At 61.4% G+C, this 15,028-nt stretch carries 15 protein-coding genes; 8 read left to right on the top strand and 7 right to left on the bottom strand.

What is annotated here, in order from left to right:
• Window positions 1-16: 16 nt before the first annotated feature.
• Entirely contained in the window at window positions 17-967 is a 951-nt protein-coding gene (locus tag RLEG4DRAFT_RS20985; RefSeq protein WP_003579712.1) for a sugar-binding transcriptional regulator, read from the top strand.
• A gap of 416 nt (window positions 968-1,383) precedes the next feature.
• Here RLEG4DRAFT_RS20985 and RLEG4DRAFT_RS20980 read toward each other — a convergent pair whose 3' ends face one another.
• From RLEG4DRAFT_RS20980 to RLEG4DRAFT_RS20970, 3 genes are read right to left on the bottom strand one after another with little or no spacing between them, the layout of a single operon-like run.
• A complete protein-coding gene (locus RLEG4DRAFT_RS20980) occupies window positions 1,384-2,136 on the bottom strand; it encodes an ABC transporter ATP-binding protein (protein WP_003579710.1) in 753 nt (250 codons plus the stop codon).
• Complete coding sequence (locus RLEG4DRAFT_RS20975; RefSeq protein ID WP_003579709.1) at window positions 2,130-3,200, bottom strand: FecCD family ABC transporter permease; 1,071 nt, start codon at window positions 3,198-3,200, stop codon at window positions 2,130-2,132. Before RLEG4DRAFT_RS20975 ends, RLEG4DRAFT_RS20980 begins: the two co-directional genes overlap by 7 nt.
• 6 nt (window positions 3,201-3,206) lie before the next feature.
• Window positions 3,207-4,343 carry an ABC transporter substrate-binding protein gene (locus tag RLEG4DRAFT_RS20970; protein WP_003579707.1) on the bottom strand — a complete coding sequence of 379 codons (1,137 nt, stop codon included), beginning with the start codon at window positions 4,341-4,343 and terminating at the stop codon, window positions 3,207-3,209.
• A 115-nt stretch (window positions 4,344-4,458) separates the two neighbouring features.
• On the opposite strand from RLEG4DRAFT_RS20970, the gene RLEG4DRAFT_RS20965 reads away from it, so the two are divergent.
• Complete coding sequence (locus tag RLEG4DRAFT_RS20965; RefSeq protein ID WP_003579704.1) at window positions 4,459-5,244, top strand: class I SAM-dependent methyltransferase; 786 nt, start codon at window positions 4,459-4,461, stop codon at window positions 5,242-5,244.
• Between the two features lie 468 nt (window positions 5,245-5,712).
• Here the strand turns inward: RLEG4DRAFT_RS20965 and moaA are convergent, their stop codons facing one another.
• A complete protein-coding gene (gene moaA / locus RLEG4DRAFT_RS20960; RefSeq protein ID WP_003579702.1) occupies window positions 5,713-6,759 on the bottom strand; it encodes a GTP 3',8-cyclase MoaA in 1,047 nt (348 codons plus the stop codon).
• Window positions 6,760-6,932: 173 nt separating this feature from the next.
• Here moaA and RLEG4DRAFT_RS20955 point away from each other — a divergent pair, with 173 nt between their 5' ends.
• Window positions 6,933-7,307, top strand: coding sequence for a gamma-butyrobetaine hydroxylase-like domain-containing protein (locus RLEG4DRAFT_RS20955; RefSeq protein ID WP_003579700.1), 375 nt, complete (start codon window positions 6,933-6,935; stop codon window positions 7,305-7,307).
• Between the two features lie 36 nt (window positions 7,308-7,343).
• The gene (locus RLEG4DRAFT_RS20950) at window positions 7,344-8,531 is read left to right on the top strand and encodes a low temperature requirement protein A (RefSeq protein ID WP_003579698.1); all 1,188 of its coding nucleotides are present in this window, start codon (window positions 7,344-7,346) and stop codon (window positions 8,529-8,531) included.
• Window positions 8,532-8,534: 3 nt separating this feature from the next.
• Here the strand turns inward: RLEG4DRAFT_RS20950 and RLEG4DRAFT_RS20945 are convergent, their stop codons facing one another.
• Window positions 8,535-9,002, bottom strand: a complete 468-nt coding sequence (locus RLEG4DRAFT_RS20945; protein ID WP_003579696.1) for a MarR family winged helix-turn-helix transcriptional regulator — start codon at window positions 9,000-9,002, stop codon at window positions 8,535-8,537.
• A 47-nt stretch (window positions 9,003-9,049) separates the two neighbouring features.
• Here RLEG4DRAFT_RS20945 and RLEG4DRAFT_RS20940 point away from each other — a divergent pair, with 47 nt between their 5' ends.
• Both RLEG4DRAFT_RS20940 and RLEG4DRAFT_RS20935 read left to right on the top strand, forming a co-directional pair.
• Window positions 9,050-10,030 carry an alpha/beta hydrolase gene (locus tag RLEG4DRAFT_RS20940; RefSeq protein ID WP_003579695.1) on the top strand — a complete coding sequence of 327 codons (981 nt, stop codon included), beginning with the start codon at window positions 9,050-9,052 and terminating at the stop codon, window positions 10,028-10,030.
• Window positions 10,031-10,066: 36 nt separating this feature from the next.
• On the top strand, window positions 10,067-10,678 hold the full coding sequence (locus tag RLEG4DRAFT_RS20935) for a pyridoxamine 5'-phosphate oxidase family protein (protein WP_003579693.1): 612 nt from the start codon (window positions 10,067-10,069) through the stop codon (window positions 10,676-10,678).
• Window positions 10,679-10,702: 24 nt separating this feature from the next.
• Here the strand turns inward: RLEG4DRAFT_RS20935 and RLEG4DRAFT_RS20930 are convergent, their stop codons facing one another.
• Entirely contained in the window at window positions 10,703-11,770 is a 1,068-nt protein-coding gene (locus tag RLEG4DRAFT_RS20930) for a GGDEF domain-containing protein (RefSeq protein WP_003579691.1), read from the bottom strand.
• Between the two features lie 349 nt (window positions 11,771-12,119).
• On the opposite strand from RLEG4DRAFT_RS20930, the gene RLEG4DRAFT_RS20920 reads away from it, so the two are divergent.
• Complete coding sequence (locus RLEG4DRAFT_RS20920) at window positions 12,120-12,299, top strand: hypothetical protein (RefSeq protein ID WP_003579690.1); 180 nt, start codon at window positions 12,120-12,122, stop codon at window positions 12,297-12,299.
• A 35-nt stretch (window positions 12,300-12,334) separates the two neighbouring features.
• Here the strand turns inward: RLEG4DRAFT_RS20920 and RLEG4DRAFT_RS20915 are convergent, their stop codons facing one another.
• On the bottom strand, window positions 12,335-13,942 hold the full coding sequence (locus tag RLEG4DRAFT_RS20915; RefSeq protein ID WP_003579688.1) for a fumarate hydratase: 1,608 nt from the start codon (window positions 13,940-13,942) through the stop codon (window positions 12,335-12,337).
• Window positions 13,943-14,135: 193 nt separating this feature from the next.
• Here RLEG4DRAFT_RS20915 and RLEG4DRAFT_RS20910 point away from each other — a divergent pair, with 193 nt between their 5' ends.
• A complete protein-coding gene (locus RLEG4DRAFT_RS20910) occupies window positions 14,136-14,969 on the top strand; it encodes a VCBS domain-containing protein (RefSeq protein ID WP_003579687.1) in 834 nt (277 codons plus the stop codon).
• Window positions 14,970-15,028: the final 59 nt, after the last annotated feature.

The following is a 15,028-nucleotide window of genomic DNA, read 5'->3' as shown; positions in this document are numbered from 1 at the left end:
CACGCCAGGATTAGCGATGACTCGCCTCAACGAACTCCGCCTCATATCGAGGGTCGCCCAGATGTACCACCTGGAGGGGCGGCGACAGGCGGAGATCGCGCAACACCTTCGCCTGTCGCAGGCGACGGTGTCGCGCATGCTCAAGCGTGCCGAGGCGGAAGATATCGTGCGAACCAGCGTGACGCCTCCCGTCGGCACCTACAGCGAACTCGAGGGCGCGCTTCGCGAGAAATATGATTTGCCGGAGGCGATCGTCGTCGAGTGCACGGAAGATCGGGACGGCGCCATCATGGCCCGGATCGGGGAGGCCGCGGCTCATCTCCTGGAGGTGACGCTCGCGCCAGGCGAGATCATCGGCGTTTCGAGCTGGAGCCAGACCATCTTCAAGATGGTCGAGAACATTCATCCGCAGAAGAGCGCTCAGGCGAAGTATGTCGTGCAAACCCTTGGAGGCATGGGCGATCCCTCGGTGCAGACGCATGCGACGCAGCTGACCACGCGGCTTGCCCGGCTGACCGGCGCCGAGCCAAAACTGCTCGCCGTGCAGGGCGTTACGCCATCTAGGGAGGCAAAGCTTCTGATGCAGGCCGATCCGTTCGTCCGCGAGACGATCGACTTGTTCGGCAGCATCACGCTTGCAATTGTCGGAATCGGAGCCGTCGAACCCTCCGAACTTCTCGCACGCTCCGGCAACATCTTTTCGTCCCGCGAACTGTCCGATCTCGCGGAAGCCGGAGCCGTCGGCGATATCTCGCTGCGCTTCTTCGACAAGAACGGCAAGCCGGTCAAGACGCCGCTGGATGACCGGGTCATGGGACTTCCGCTCGAGGATCTCGAACGGGTGGACCGGGTCATTGCGCTGGCCGGCGGCGCCAAGAAGACGGACGCCATTTCAGGCGCTCTCCGCGTCGGGGTGATCGACATGCTGGTGACCGACAAATTTACGGCGCAGCGATTGATCGACTGACGGGGGCAGGGTGATGAAGTGCCCGCCTCGTCCTTCGCGCCTCAGCAACGATGAGGCTCTCTTGGGCGTGAGACAGTTTCTTTTTTCCTTTGCCGGCGTGCCGTTTGGCACCCACTCTGTCCTGCCGGACATCTCCCCCACAAGGAGGGAGATCGGCTGGGCGTGACGGCCTCTCCAAACAACTAAAGCAACGTGATTGTCGCTGCCGACTGAGAGGGAGCAAGGATCAGGCCACTTGCCAATCTCCACCCTTGTGGGGGAGATGTCCGGCAGGACAGAGGGGGTGCCACACGGCATGCCCGTCCACTCTCATCCTGAAATACGCATTCCCGTCGCACAACCCCGCTATACAGCAATGGCAGCGTACAAGGATGAGGCTCTCTCGGGTATTGGCGCCTCAGGATAGGCTCACCGGGTCAATGCGCCGTTCCATCCACGATCACATGGTCATATTCCAGCGAGCATTTCTCAACCCGGGCTTCGACCCTATAGATCTCCCGCAGCATCTCGGCGGTGACGACATCCCTTGGGGCGCCGCAGGCGCGCATGCGGCCGTTGGCGATGACGAGGACTTTGTCGGCGAAGCGCAGCGCCTGGTTGAGGTCGTGGATGGCGATCAGCACGAGCATGCCTTTGGCGCGGGCCTGGCGGCGCATGAAATCGAGAACTTCCACCTGGCGGTGGAGGTCGAGGGCGCTTGTGGGTTCGTCCATCAGCATGATTTCCGGCTCGCGGACCAGCGCCTGGGCGATCGAGACGAGCTGGCGCTGGCCGCCGGAGAGCGCGCCGAGGTCACGGAAGGCGATGGCGGTGATATCGAGCGCTGCCATGATCTCGTCGATGAAGCGCAGGTCGCCGTCGCCGACGGCCCAGGATTGGCCCTGTTTGCGGGCGAGCAGGATGGATTCGTAGACGGTCAGCACCGCATTGGCCGAGGTATCCTGCGGCATGTAGCTGATGGCGTTTTTCGCCTTCGAACCTTCGACCACAACATGGCCCGGGCCCTTGAGCAGGCCGGTGATGCGCTTGAACAGCGTCGACTTGCCGGCGGCATTCGGGCCGATGACCGCGACGATCTCGCCCGATTTCATCATCGGCGTCGTCACGCCTTCGACGAAGAGCTTGCGGCCGTGATAGGCGCCGACCGACTGCAATTGAAGCGCTACCATGACCGGCTCCTGTTCGAGAGGATGAGCGAGAAGAAGAAGGGCACGCCGACCAGCGCGGTGATGATGCCGATCGGGAAGACCACGCCGGGGATGATCGATTTCGAGACGATCGAGGTCAGCGACAGCAGCAGCGCGCCCGAAAGGATCGAGCCCGGCAGGAAGAAGCGCTGATCCTCGCCGAGGATCATGCGCGCGATATGCGGCCCGACGAGGCCGACGAAACCGATGGTGCCGACGAAGCTCACCGGGACGGCGGCAAGCAGAGAGACAACCAGCATGGTTTCCAGCCGGATGCGGCGGACATTGACGCCGAAGCTTGCGGCCTTGTCCTCGCCGAGGCGAATTGCGGTCAGCGCCCAGGCATTGCGGGCAAAGAGCGGGAGTGCGGCCAAGAGAACGGCGAGCGTCACCCAGATTTTTGGCCATGTCGCCTTGGTAAGGCTGCCCATCGTCCAGAAGACGACTGAAGACAGCGCCTGTTCGGAGGCGAGATATTGCAGGAAGGCGAGAGCCGCATTGAAGGTGAAGACCAGCGCAATGCCGAGCAGCACAACCGTCTGCACCGACACACCGCGGGCCTGCGAGACGAAATGGATGAAGAGGGTGGCGATCAGCGCCATGATGAAGGCATTGACCGGCACCAGCAGGCCGGCGGCGACCGGCAGAAGCGGAACGCTGGTGACGATCGCCAGTGCCGCACCAAAGCTTGCCGCGGCCGAGATGCCGAGCGTGAAGGGGCTGGCGAGCGGATTGGCGAGGATCGTCTGCATCTGGGCGCCGGCGACGGAGAGCGAGGCGCCGACGACGATCGCCATGACGGCGACCGGCATGCGGATATTCCAGACGACGGCCCGCACCTGGTCGGAAACGGAAGTGGGGTCGAGGAGGGCGGCGACAACCTCACCGAGGCTGTAGCGGGCCGGCCCCCAGGCGAGATCGACGGCAAAGGACAGGCAGAGTGCTGCCGTCATGGCGGCCAGAATCAGCAGTTTGCGCCGGGCGAGGGCGCGGTAGCGCTCCCTCCCGGCTTCCGCGTCGATCGATGTTGCGGCGATCTCGGCCATCGGGGATTACTTGCCCGCCTTGGCGTCGACCCAGTAACCCGGCTGATAGGCGACCGGCAGGAATTTCTCGTGGAATTCCTTGAAGGTGGCATCCGGATCGAGATCGGCAAAGAGGTTCGGGTGGAACCACTTGGCCAGCTGCTGGACGGCGACGAACTGGTAGGGGCTGGTATAGAACTGGTGCCAGATCGCATGGACATTGCCGCCGGCAACCGCCCTGGAGCCGGTGAAGGCGGGGTTTTCCATCAGCGTGATCAGCGCTTTGCGGCTGTCGCCGAAGGTTGCGGCTGCGTTCGGACCGACATTGACGAAGTCCTTGGCATCCTTGGTCTGGCTCCAGTTGGAGCCGGTGACGACGATGACGTCCGGATTGGAGGCGACGACCTGTTCGGCATTGATCGAGCCGGTATAACCCGGCAGGAAATCGGAGCCGAGATTGTGGCCGCCGGCCCAATCGACCATCATGCCGAAATTATCGGGGCCGAACGTGCCGCAGCAATCCACCAGTCCCGCGGCGCGGTACATGAAAACGTCAGGTTTCGGCGGATTGGCGGTCTTCAACTTGTCGGTCACGCGCGCCATCTGTTCTTTCCAGAAGCTGGCAACGGCTTCGGCGCGATCCTCATGGCCGAAGAGCTTGCCGAGGATCTTCAGGCTCGGCTCGGTGTTGGCGAGAATGTGCTCGCGGAAATCGATATAGACGATCTTGACGCCGATGCCGGCGAGCATCTCTTCGAGCTTCACCTCGTCGGCCGCCGTCTTGTTGCCGATCGGCAGCAGCAGCACATCGGGATGCAGCTTGACGACCGTTTCGGTCTGCAGCGTGCCGTCAGTCAGATTGCCGAGGAAGGGCAGGTCCTTGCCCTTTGGAAACTTCTCGACATAGGCATTGAAGCCATCCTTGTCGGTGGTCCAGAGATCGTTGCGCCAGCCGACGATCTTGGCGAACGGATCTTCCTTCTCGATCGGGGCGACCGCATAGAGCATGCGGCCCTCCCCAAGGATCACACGTTCGACCGGCTTATCGAAGCTCACTTCGCGGCCTGCCACATCCTTGATGGTGAAGGATTGCGCCCAAGCCGAAAGCGGCATCAAGCCGGCAAGCGCAGCTGCCGAGACTGCCAATATTTTCACGAAATTCATCTGGAAATTTCCCCGAGGTCTGAATAATGTCCGCAGCCATAAGAAATATGACTTTATGAATCAAGTTATATGTTTTAGAGCGTTTCCAAACTGATCCACTGCCGGGGTGCCTGCGATGAATTCCATGAATACAAACTACTCCATCCGTGACGAAATCCGCGACTTCTGGTCGGAACGGGCTGATACCTTCGACCAGAGCGTCGGCCATGAAATTTTTTCGGAAGGCGAACGGAAGGGCTGGCAGCGGCTGATCAGAAAGCATCTCGGCGAGGGGCAAGGGCGCCCGCTGCTCGATGTGGCCTGCGGCACCGCCGTCATCTCGCATCTGATGCATGATGTCGGCTTCAAGGTCACCGGGCTCGACTGGTCGGATGCGATGCTGGCGCAGGCGCGCGCCAAGGCGAAGAAGCGCGGCACCGATATCCGCTTCGTTTCCGGCGACGCCGAAAACACGATGGAGCCGCGGGACAGCTACGACGCCATTACCAACCGGCATCTCGTCTGGACACTGGTGGACCCGGCATCGGCCTTCAAGGAATGGTTCGCGGTGCTGAAGCCGGGCGGAAAGGTGCTGATCGTCGACGGCAATATGGGCAAGGAGACCTGGGTCAAGGGTCTGCAGAAGCTCTGGACGAGGCTGACCGGCAAGCCGGCGGCAAGCCATATGTCGCCGGAGATGATGGCGCGGCACCAGAAGATCCGTTCCCGCGTGCACTTTGCCAAGGAGATGCCGGCCGAAGCGATCGTCGATCTTTTGCGCAAGGCCGGTTTCGTGGACATTGTGGTCGATCGCAAGCTTGGCGACATTCACTGGGCGCAGGCGCGCAAGATGCCGTTGCTGAGGGGGCTCGAGCGGATGGTGCAGGATCGGTTTGCGATTTGTGCGCGTAAGCCTGGGTGATTGCGCCGAGTGCCCGCGACCTGCTGCAACCTGTTCCTTGCATGCATACGACGCCGGCGCATCTGGCGGCACAACTTAGTTCAAGGTTTCACCGTGGGATACCCCCTCTGCCCTGCCGGGCATCTCCCCCACAAGGAGGGAGATCGGCAGGAGGTTGGACCGTCGATCCCGCTCTACCGACGCGCGGCATACCGATCCGTCATTGTTTGGGGAAGCCGTTGCGCCCATCCGATCTCTCCCCTTGTGGGGGAGATGCCCGGCAGGGCAGAGGGGGGTGTGGCATCCGCCAGCGCCTCTTACTGGGGTGCGGCATCCTCCAACCCTCCTCATCGTCAGGCTCTCTTTGGCCGCTGTGCTGCAGCAGGGAGCAAGCCGCACCGTATCCCGGCCCTTCGCTTGGGCTCAGGGCGTTCGGCCCTGCGATCGATTCACTGGATCGATCGCTCCCCGCTTTGCGGGGACCGGGCCTCACCCCCCCGTAACACTCATATGCCTGGCCACGGCCGGGCGGTTATGGGTGCGGTCGATGATGAAGTCGTGGCCCTTCGGCTTGCGGGTGATGGCTTCGTCGATGGCGGTGAGGAGGAGGGCGTCGTCTTCGGTGGCGCGCAGGGCTGAACGCAGGTCGGCGGCGTCGTTCTGGCCGAGGCACATGTAGAGCGTGCCGGTGCAGGTGAGGCGGACGCGGTTGCAGCTTTCGCAGAAATTATGGGTCATCGGCGTGATAAAGCCGAGGCGGCCGCCGGTTTCTGCGACCCTGACGTAACGTGCCGGGCCGCCGGTCTGATAGTCGATATCAGTGAGGGTGAACTGGTCTTCGAGGTCGGCGCGCAGCTTGGAGAGTGGCAGGTACTGGTCGGTGCGGTCTTCTTCGATCTCGCCCATCGGCATGGTTTCGATGACGGTCAGATCCATGCCGCGGCCATGGGCAAAACGCAGGAGATCGGGCATCTCGGCCTCGTTGAAATCCTTCAGCGCCACGGCATTGAGCTTGATCTTCAGCCCGGCCTTTTGCGCGGCGTCGATGCCTTCCATGACCTTGGCGAAATCGCCCCAGCGGGTGATCTTGCGGAATTTGTCGGGATCGAGCGTATCGAGCGAGACGTTGATGCGGCGCACGCCGCAATCATAAAGCTCCTCGGCATGGCGGGCGAGCTGCGAACCGTTGGTGGTCAGCGTCAGCTCGTCGAGGCCGGAACCGATCTTTTGGCCGAGCTGGCGCACCAGATACATGATGTTCTTGCGCACCAGCGGCTCGCCGCCGGTCAGCCTGATCTTCTTCACGCCCTTGGCGATGAAGGCGGAACAGACCCGATCAAGCTCTTCGAGCGTCAACAGGTCCTTCTTCGGCAGGAAGGTCATGTTCTCGGCCATGCAATAGGTGCAGCGGAAATCGCAGCGGTCGGTAACGGAGACGCGGAGATAGGTGACGGCCCGGCCGAAAGGGTCGATCATCGGATGTGCATCCGCCGCCAGCAGCGATGCATTGCCTATCGTTCCGATTCTCGTATTCACCAATTCCTCCGCGAGCGGATCTGAAGCGCGCCAGACCGGATTTTCAAGCGATATCTTTCTATGTGTGCATATGTGATTGCGCCGTCAAGGGAAACGGATTTCGTCCACGCTAATTTACGCTTGCCTCGAAAAAGACGAACGCCTACTTCTCCAAGAGAATGAGGGTGATAGAGATGAGCGATATCTGGCCGAGCGAACTCCGCGTCTCGAAAGACAGGCAGCGGCTGGTGGTGACCTTCAACGACGGCCAGAGCTACGACCTCTCGGCCGAGATGCTGCGCGTGCTGTCGCCCTCGGCCGAGGTGCAGGGGCATGGGCCGGGGCAGAAGGTGACGGTGCCAGGCAAGCGCAACGTCGCGATCATTTCGATGATGCCGACCGGCAATTATGCGGTGAGGATCGGTTTCGACGACATGCACGATACCGGCATCTACACCTGGACCTATCTGCGCGAACTCGGCGAACGGGGCGCTGAGCTGTTTTCGGCCTATGAGGATGAACTCAGCGAAAAGGGCATGAGCCGCGACACGGCGGAAAAGCCGCGCTGACGCTCACGCTGAAATTTTATAAGTATCGGGGGCGATATGACGAAAACGGGAAAGAACTGGCTGCGCGCCAAGGGGAGTGCGAGCGGCAACAAGGTGACCTTCCTTGAGCTGTTCTTCGACCTGGTGTTTGTCTTTTCGATCTCGCAGCTGTCGCATGCGCTTGCCGCCCATTATACGCCGCTCGGTGCGGCCGAAGCGGCGCTGATGACCTTTGCCGTCTGGTGGGTGTGGATCTTCACCACCTGGGTGACGAACTGGCTCGATCCGGACAAGATGCCGGTGCGCGGCATGCTGGTGGCGCTGATGATGCTCGGGCTGTTGCTGTCGGCCTCCATTCCCGAAGCCTTCGGCGACAAGGGGCTGCTCTTTGCCGGCGCCTATGTGGCGATGCAGGTCGGGCGCTCGCTGTTTGCCACCTATGCAATGACGCGCGTCGACCGCGCCAATACGCTGAATTTCATCCGGATCACCACCTGGCTCGCAGTGGCCGCCGTCTTCTGGATTGCCGGCGGGCTGCTCGAGCATGAGGCCCGGCTGATCGCCTGGGTGATCGCGCTCACCATCGAATATGCCGGGCCGGCCGCAGGTTTTGCCATGCCGGGGCTTGGCCGCTCGAGGCCAAGTGACTGGGATGTTTCTGGCGCGCATATGGCCGAGCGCTGCGCGCTCTTCGTCATCATCTGCCTCGGCGAGGCGATCCTGGTTTCCGGCCGCACCTTTTCGGAGCTGCCGGTTTCAGGGCTGACCGGCATCGTCTTCGTCACCGGCTTCGTCGGCACGGTCGCCATGTGGTGGCTGTATTTCCGCTTCGGCCACCAGCGTGCCGCTCACCGAATCGAACATGAGGCGACGCCGGGGAGCTTGGCGCGGCAGGCCTTCACCTACGGGCATATCCCGATCCTCGCCGGCATTATCGTGCATGCGGTGGCGGTCGAGTTCATGTTCTCGCATCCGCACGAGACCGGCGATCTCGGCATTGCTGCGGCGGTGCTCGGCGGCTCCGGGCTGTTCCTGATCGGCAATCTCTGGTTCAAGGGCGCGACCAGCGGCCGGCTGCCGCTGTCGCATCTTGCCGGCCTGGTGTTGCTGATCCTGTTTGCCTTCGCAGCGCCCTTCATCGAGATCTATCTGCTGGGCATTCTGGCGACGCTGGTGCTGATCATCGTCGCTGCCTGGGAATACCGCTCGCTGACCGGTACGGCGGCAGCGCCGACGCTGCATTGATCATCAATCCTCGTCGCTGAGATCCTTGAGCAGGATAGTGACGATGCGCTCCATCGAGGTGGCGGTCGCCATGCATTGTTCGATCGGTTCGTCGGAGAGCGTGCGTTCGATGAGATCGGTCTGGATCGCCATCGCCGCCTCGGTCAGCCTGCGGCCTTCGCCGGTAAGATAGAGGCGCAGCACGCGCTTGTCTCGTTCATCGCCGCGCCGCTCGATCAGCCCGCGTTTTTCCATCTGCGGCAACAGCATGCTCATATTGGAGCGGCCGACGAGCAGCTTGCGGGCCAGTTCCTGCTGCGAAATGCCTTCGAAACGGTAGAGATTGACCAGGATATCGAGGTGCGGCGGCTTGATATCGAGTTCGGCAAGCGAGCGGGACAGCGATTGCTGCATCAGCTGGCAGGCGCGCGCCACCGCGATCCAGCTGCGAAAACGCGGATGATCCCAGGGAAGGGATTGATTTTTGTTCATCGTTGTACTTTATTGTTCAGTGTTGAACAGTCTTTTGGATTCTCACTATGGCAAATTTTGCGCTTGAGGTCACCCGTCTCGGGTTTTCGGCTCTGCAGGCGGTTTCGCCTGATCTGGCGGGCAGGGCGGCGTTCCGGCTGTTCTGCCGCACACCGTCGCCGCGGCCGAAGGGAGCAAGGGCGAAGGCGGCGCATGCGGCGGGCGCGGCCCGGCTTGCCGGGGCCGAACGTTTCACCCTCACGCTTGCCGGCGGAGCGAAAGCCCATGCCTATCGGCTTAACGGCGGGGCGCGGGGCAAACGCAAGCGCTTCCTGGTGACACACGGCTGGGGTTCGAGCGCGGAATATATGGCCGAGCTCATTTCGATGCTTTCGGCGACCGGTGCCGAGGTGGTGGCGCTCGATTTTCCCGGTCACGGAGGCGCGGGCGGGCGTTTCCTGCATATGGGGCTTGCGGTCGGGGCGATTGCCGCTGCCGAAGAGCGCTTCGGCGCTTTCGATGCTGTGATCGGCCATTCCTTCGGCGGTGCGGCGCTGATGGTGGCGGCATCAGGCCTGCTGGCCGGTGTGGCCCCTGTTACCTGCGAGCGGCTGGTGCTGATCGGCGCGCCGAGCGAGATGCGCTGGCTGTTTACCGATTTCGGCCGGATGATCGGTCTTCGCCCTGCCGCGCAGGCGGCGCTGGAGAATGAGGTTCACCGCGTCACCGGTCGGAGACTTGACGCGTTCGACGCCGGCAACACCGCCGGCGCCATCGGCCGGCCGGTGCTGGTCATTCACGCCGAGGACGACAAGGAGGTGTCGCCGGCCCATGCCAGGCGTTATGGCGCGGCGGGCGGGAATGTCCGGCTGTTCTGGGCGAATGGCTTCGGCCATCGGCGGATCGTCGCCGCGGTCCCTGTCCTTGCCGCGATCGCGGCATTTCTGGCGGGCGATCTAAGCGAAGCGGGTGCTGCCTGCGAAAGCATCAAAAAAGATGCGGAGATCATTCCGTTTTTTGAGCTTCCGGCGCGGCGCGCGGCATTGTAGCGTCCGTCGCAAGATCAAGCCGCGGCGGGACGCCTTATGAAAATCATCAGCAACATCGACGAACTCAATACGATCTATGGCGCCGGGCTATCGCAGGCCTCGGTCGACAAGGTGACAAAGCAACTGACGCCGCTCTATCGGGAGATGATCGAGATCTCGCCCTTCGCAGCACTTGCGACCGTCGGGCCGGAGGGGCTCGACTGTTCACCGCGCGGCGATCTCGGCGGCGTGGTGCGCGTCGTCGACGACGCGACGCTGCACCTGCCGGACTGGCGCGGCAACAACCGCGTCGATTCGCTTTCCAATATCGTGCGCGATCCCCGGCTGGCACTGATGTTCCTGATCCCCGGCTCGAATACGACGATGCGCATCAACGGCCGCGGCGTCGTCTCCGACGATGCCGTGCTGCTTTCAAGTTTCGAGATGGACGGCAAACATCCGCGCACCGTCGTGGTGATTTCGATCGACGAGGTCTATTTCCAGTGCGCGCGGGCGGTGATGCGTGCGGAGCTCTGGAATGCCGCGCACTTCGCCGATCCGGCGGGCCTGCCGAGCCCGGGACAGATGCTGAAGGCCGCCGTTGCCGATTTCGACCAGGAAACCTACGACCGGGAATGGCCCGGACGCGCGGCGAAGACGATGTGGTAAAGCGGCCCGTGGCGCGGAATTGCCTCAGCTCTTGTAAATCAGCCAGCTTTTGGTGAAATCCTTCTGCATGCCGTCCTGATAGAGGATGGTGCAGTTGCGGCCGGCATTCTTGGCGCCGTAAAGGGCGATGTCGGTCTTGCTGTAGAGTTCGCCGGCATCCTCTGCGCTGGAGGCCATGCAGATGCCGATCGACACGGTGATCGGACCGTAATTCACCCGCGTGCGGGAATTCTTGAACGGCGTCGTTTCCAGCGTGCGGCGGATGCGCTCGGCGATCGCCGTGATTTCCTCCGGTGTATTGCCGTCGATGATGAGGGCGAATTCCTCGCCGCCGGCGCGGGCGACGAAGACGTCGCGCCTGACGTTGCTGCGGATCACCGAGGCGACGGTGGCGAGGATCTTGTCGCCGACCGGATGGCCGTAGGTGTCGTTGATCTTCTTGAAGTTGTCGATGTCGGCGAGCAGCAGCGCCGTCACGGGCCGCATGCCGGGATTGTTGAAGACGGCGGCCAGGCGCTCGTCGAAGGCGCGGCGGTTGGAAAGGCGCGTCAGCGAATCGGTGTTGGCGATGCGCTTGTATTCGTCGAGTTCCTTGCGGACCTGATCCATCTCCTGCGAGCGCTGGACGACGTCCTCGACTGTGCGTTCGCCATGCGCCATGGTGTCGCCGGTCGCCTGGCTCAAAAGTTCGATGGCGTTTTCGATCAATTCGACGCTGGCATTGCTCTTCGAGGTGATACGCTTATGGGTCTCGCCGAGCAGTCTTGTATAGCTTTCCAGCGAACTCTGTTCCTGTCTCAGGATGCGCAACAGGCCATCCAGTTCGCCTGATATGCGGCTATGGGCGTCGTCGACGACACGGGCCGGATTGCTGGTAAAATATTGCGCGCCGAGCGCGTCGAGTTCGGCCTGCGTGGCCTGGGCGCCGAGCGCCGCGAGCTCGCGGGTGAGGGTCGGATTGGAGCCGATATAGGCCTCGTAGAAGAGTTCGTAATTGCGCGGTATCGGCGCAACGCCCATCGAGCGCATGGCATAGGTGATCTGGCCCGCTACGTCGGGAACCTGCACCTTGGGCGCGACAGCCGTATTCATCCGGCGATACTCCTCATATATTCAAAGGCAATATTTTAGTTGTTAGCTTAAATTTCTTGGGAAAAGATTAAAGCGACATATACCAAAGATTACATACGACAACTGCTTCATGGGCCAATTCTTCATGCAGGCCTATGATTCTGCACGGGAAAATGTATATTTTGCGAGACGGTGCATACCCGTTACGCGGGAGCAGTGTCCGAAAAACTTACAGTTCTTCTGTGCGTTGGGGATCATATTCATCTTGTCGACAGCTTGTTTTGGCCGCCTCATATTTCAGAACGGGTATTTTGTAACGATACTTGCCGACCGCGGCCTCGGTCACAGCCTGCAAATTCAGGCGTGAAACATGCAAAGGTCGCGCCATATTTCTTTCGCCATCCTCACCGTCGCCGTCATGACCGTAGGCGCGTTGCTGCTGGAGCAGAGCGGCTTCCTCGCCAGCGCATTCCGGACGGAAATCCTGGCGAGGGTGGATGACGGTGACGTGGTGAATGCGGCGGATATTTCGAACGGGGCGCTGCGGTAGAAAATCCGCTGGGCGTCGAATGGCACCTGCCGCAATCACCCCAGGTTCAATTCCTGGAAGAAATCATTGCCCTTGTCGTCGATGACGATGAAGGCGGGGAAATCCTCGACTTCGATCTTCCAGACTGCTTCCATGCCGAGTTCGGGATATTCGAACACTTCGACCTTGCGGATACAGTCCTGGGCGAGGCGGGCGGCGGGGCCGCCGATCGAGCCGAGGTAGAAGCCACCATGTTTCTTGCAGGCCTCGCGCACGGCGCGCGAGCGGTTGCCCTTGGCAAGCATCACCATCGAGCCGCCGAAGGACTGGAACTGGTCGACGTAACTATCCATGCGGCCGGCCGTCGTCGGGCCGAAGGAGCCGGAGGCGTAACCGGCCGGCGTCTTGGCGGGACCGGCATAATAGACCGGGTGATTTTTCAGGTATTCGGGCATGCCTTCGCCCTTTTCCAGCCGTTCGCGAATCTTGGCATGGGCAAGGTCGCGGGCGACGATGATGGTGCCGGTCAGGGACAGGCGGGTCTTGACGGGATGCCTGGAGAGCTCGGCCAGCACGTCGGCCATCGGCCGGTTGAGGTCGATGCGGACGGTCGATTCAGACAGTTTCGCCTCGTCGATTTCAGGCATGTATTTCGACGGATCGGTTTCGAGCTGCTCGATGAAAATGCCGTCGCGGGTGATTTTGCCCTTGGCCTGGCGATCGGCGGAACAGGAGACGCCGAGACCGATCGGCAGCGAGGCGCCGTGGCGGGGCAGGCGGATGACACGCACGTCATGACAGAAATACTTGCCGCCAAACTGGGCACCGACGCCCATCTGCTGTGTCAGCTTGTGGATTTCCTTCTCCATCTCGATGTCGCGGAAGGCGTGACCACTCTCGGAACCCTCGGTCGGCAGTTCGTCGAGATAGCGGGTCGAGGCGAGCTTGACGGTTTTCAGGTTCATCTCGGCCGAGGTGCCGCCGATGACGATCGCCAGATGATAAGGAGGACAGGCTGCCGTCCCTAACGTCAGGATCTTCTCCTTAAGGAAGTCGATCATCCGGTCATGGGTCAGCAGCGAAGGCGTGCCCTGATAGAGAAAGGTCTTGTTGGCCGAGCCGCCGCCCTTGGCAACGAAGAGGAACTCGTAGGCGTCGGTGCCTTCCTCATAGATGTCGATCTGGGCCGGCAGGTTGTTCTTGGTGTTCTTCTCTTCGAACATTTTGACCGGTGCCAACTGGGAGTAACGCAGGTTCTTTTTCTCATAGGCGTCCATGACGCCGCGGGCCAGCGCCGCCGTATCCTCGCCCTCGGTCCAGACCCTGCGGCCTTTCTTGCCCATGATGATCGCCGTGCCGGTGTCCTGGCACATGGGCAGCACGCCACCGGCGGCGATATTGGCGTTCTTCAAGAGATCGTAGGCGACGAAGCGGTCGTTGTCGGTCGCCTCGGGGTCGTCGAGGATCGAGGCGAGCTGCTTCAAATGGCCGGGGCGCAGCAGGTGGTTGATGTCGGCAAAGGCGGTTTCGGCAAGCAGGCGGATGCCTTCCGGCTCGACGGTCAGGATCTCCTGGCCCTTGAACGTGTCGACCGAGACATGGTCGCCGCTGAGCTTGCGATAGAGGGTGGCATCCTTGCCGAGGGGGAAGAGATCGTCAGCCATCTAAGTGACCTTTCTGGTAGGGCGTCGCTAGATTGGAACCGGTCTAAATCCGCTGCGGGGCAAAAGCAATCAGGACCACGCGCGGCGGATGAGGCGAACCGTCGAGATCGGTCCGACAAAAAGACGACTTCAAGTTGCCTTCTGTTCGAGGCCGGTACATATTCCCGGCAGCGTTAACTTGCCGGGGCTTCCAATGACAAATGCAAAGCCAACTGCTGTCGACGACCTTCTCGTTTTTTTCGAAGACAATTGGATCCGTGGGAATCTGCTGCGCCTCTCCAGCGATCCCGAGGGAGCGGACATGTATGTTCGCTTCGTCAATGGCGTGCGTATCGACGCCAAACATGGGCCTGACCACGAAACGATCATAAGGGGCGAATACGGAACCTTCAAACTGAAACCTGACGGTCACTTCGAGTACGAGCTGGACTACACGCTCGACGTCGTGAAAAATTTAACGAAATACGATCAGCTCATCGAGAAGCTGAGCTTCAAGATGTCCGATGGCTCAGGAGGCACGGACCTCGGCGTGCTGACCCTTGCGATCGACGGCGTCGACGTAGGCGAAAAATACCACGAAATCCTGAATTTCGACGATCTGGGCGTCTTATCGAGAGCCGATAATTTCTCTCTGCCTGACTATCGCAACTTTGCGCTCTCGGTGAATGGCAGCCACGAGGTGACGCTTCTGAACGGCATCGTCTACGACACGATCCCGGGCGTCAACGCCATCACCGAGGACGGTTTCAGCGATACCGTTCTATCGCCCGGTTCTGCGCCCGTAAGCTTGAAAATGCTCGATGGCGGGGAATTCACCTTTCAGAGCGTTTCGATTGCCGAATTGTCGGCAGCGCCCTTTCACCTGACGCTCACCGCGCTGAACGACGGCCAGATCGTCTATCAGCAGGAACTCGAGGTCACCGGCCCCACTCTCGAGGTCAATCTCGAAGACATCGAAGAAATCCGTTTCGACTTCATGGGCAATTCTGTCGTGATGGACAATTTTTCGCTGTTTGCCTTGCTATAGGCTGGAGGGAGTCGAGGCGTTGCGGCATATCCCCTTCTCCCCGCGAGCGGGGGTCCGAA

Source organism: Rhizobium leguminosarum bv. trifolii WSM2297 (assembly GCF_000271845.1).
The sequence above is the reverse complement of the archived record's forward strand: the minus strand, read 5'-3'. Positions and strand labels throughout refer to the sequence as shown.

What these genes read in the sequence shown, in the direction of transcription:
- RLEG4DRAFT_RS20965 (WP_003579704.1), top strand. Translation starts at nt 4,459, where the DNA reads ATGAATTCCATGAATACAAACTACTCCATCCGTGACGAAATCCGCGAC.
- RLEG4DRAFT_RS20910 (WP_003579687.1), top strand. Translation starts at nt 14,136, where the DNA reads ATGACAAATGCAAAGCCAACTGCTGTCGACGACCTTCTCGTTTTTTTC.
- RLEG4DRAFT_RS20915 (WP_003579688.1), bottom strand. Translation starts at nt 13,942, where the DNA reads ATGGCTGACGATCTCTTCCCCCTCGGCAAGGATGCCACCCTCTATCGC.
- RLEG4DRAFT_RS20970 (WP_003579707.1), bottom strand. Translation starts at nt 4,343, where the DNA reads ATGAATTTCGTGAAAATATTGGCAGTCTCGGCAGCTGCGCTTGCCGGC.
- RLEG4DRAFT_RS20985 (WP_003579712.1), top strand. Translation starts at nt 17, where the DNA reads ATGACTCGCCTCAACGAACTCCGCCTCATATCGAGGGTCGCCCAGATG.
- RLEG4DRAFT_RS20950 (WP_003579698.1), top strand. Translation starts at nt 7,344, where the DNA reads ATGACGAAAACGGGAAAGAACTGGCTGCGCGCCAAGGGGAGTGCGAGC.
- RLEG4DRAFT_RS20955 (WP_003579700.1), top strand. Translation starts at nt 6,933, where the DNA reads ATGAGCGATATCTGGCCGAGCGAACTCCGCGTCTCGAAAGACAGGCAG.
- RLEG4DRAFT_RS20935 (WP_003579693.1), top strand. Translation starts at nt 10,067, where the DNA reads ATGAAAATCATCAGCAACATCGACGAACTCAATACGATCTATGGCGCC.
- RLEG4DRAFT_RS20920 (WP_003579690.1), top strand. Translation starts at nt 12,120, where the DNA reads ATGCAAAGGTCGCGCCATATTTCTTTCGCCATCCTCACCGTCGCCGTC.
- RLEG4DRAFT_RS20980 (WP_003579710.1), bottom strand. Translation starts at nt 2,136, where the DNA reads ATGGTAGCGCTTCAATTGCAGTCGGTCGGCGCCTATCACGGCCGCAAG.
- RLEG4DRAFT_RS20975 (WP_003579709.1), bottom strand. Translation starts at nt 3,200, where the DNA reads ATGGCCGAGATCGCCGCAACATCGATCGACGCGGAAGCCGGGAGGGAG.
- RLEG4DRAFT_RS20930 (WP_003579691.1), bottom strand. Translation starts at nt 11,770, where the DNA reads ATGAATACGGCTGTCGCGCCCAAGGTGCAGGTTCCCGACGTAGCGGGC.
- RLEG4DRAFT_RS20945 (WP_003579696.1), bottom strand. Translation starts at nt 9,002, where the DNA reads ATGAACAAAAATCAATCCCTTCCCTGGGATCATCCGCGTTTTCGCAGC.
- RLEG4DRAFT_RS20940 (WP_003579695.1), top strand. Translation starts at nt 9,050, where the DNA reads ATGGCAAATTTTGCGCTTGAGGTCACCCGTCTCGGGTTTTCGGCTCTG.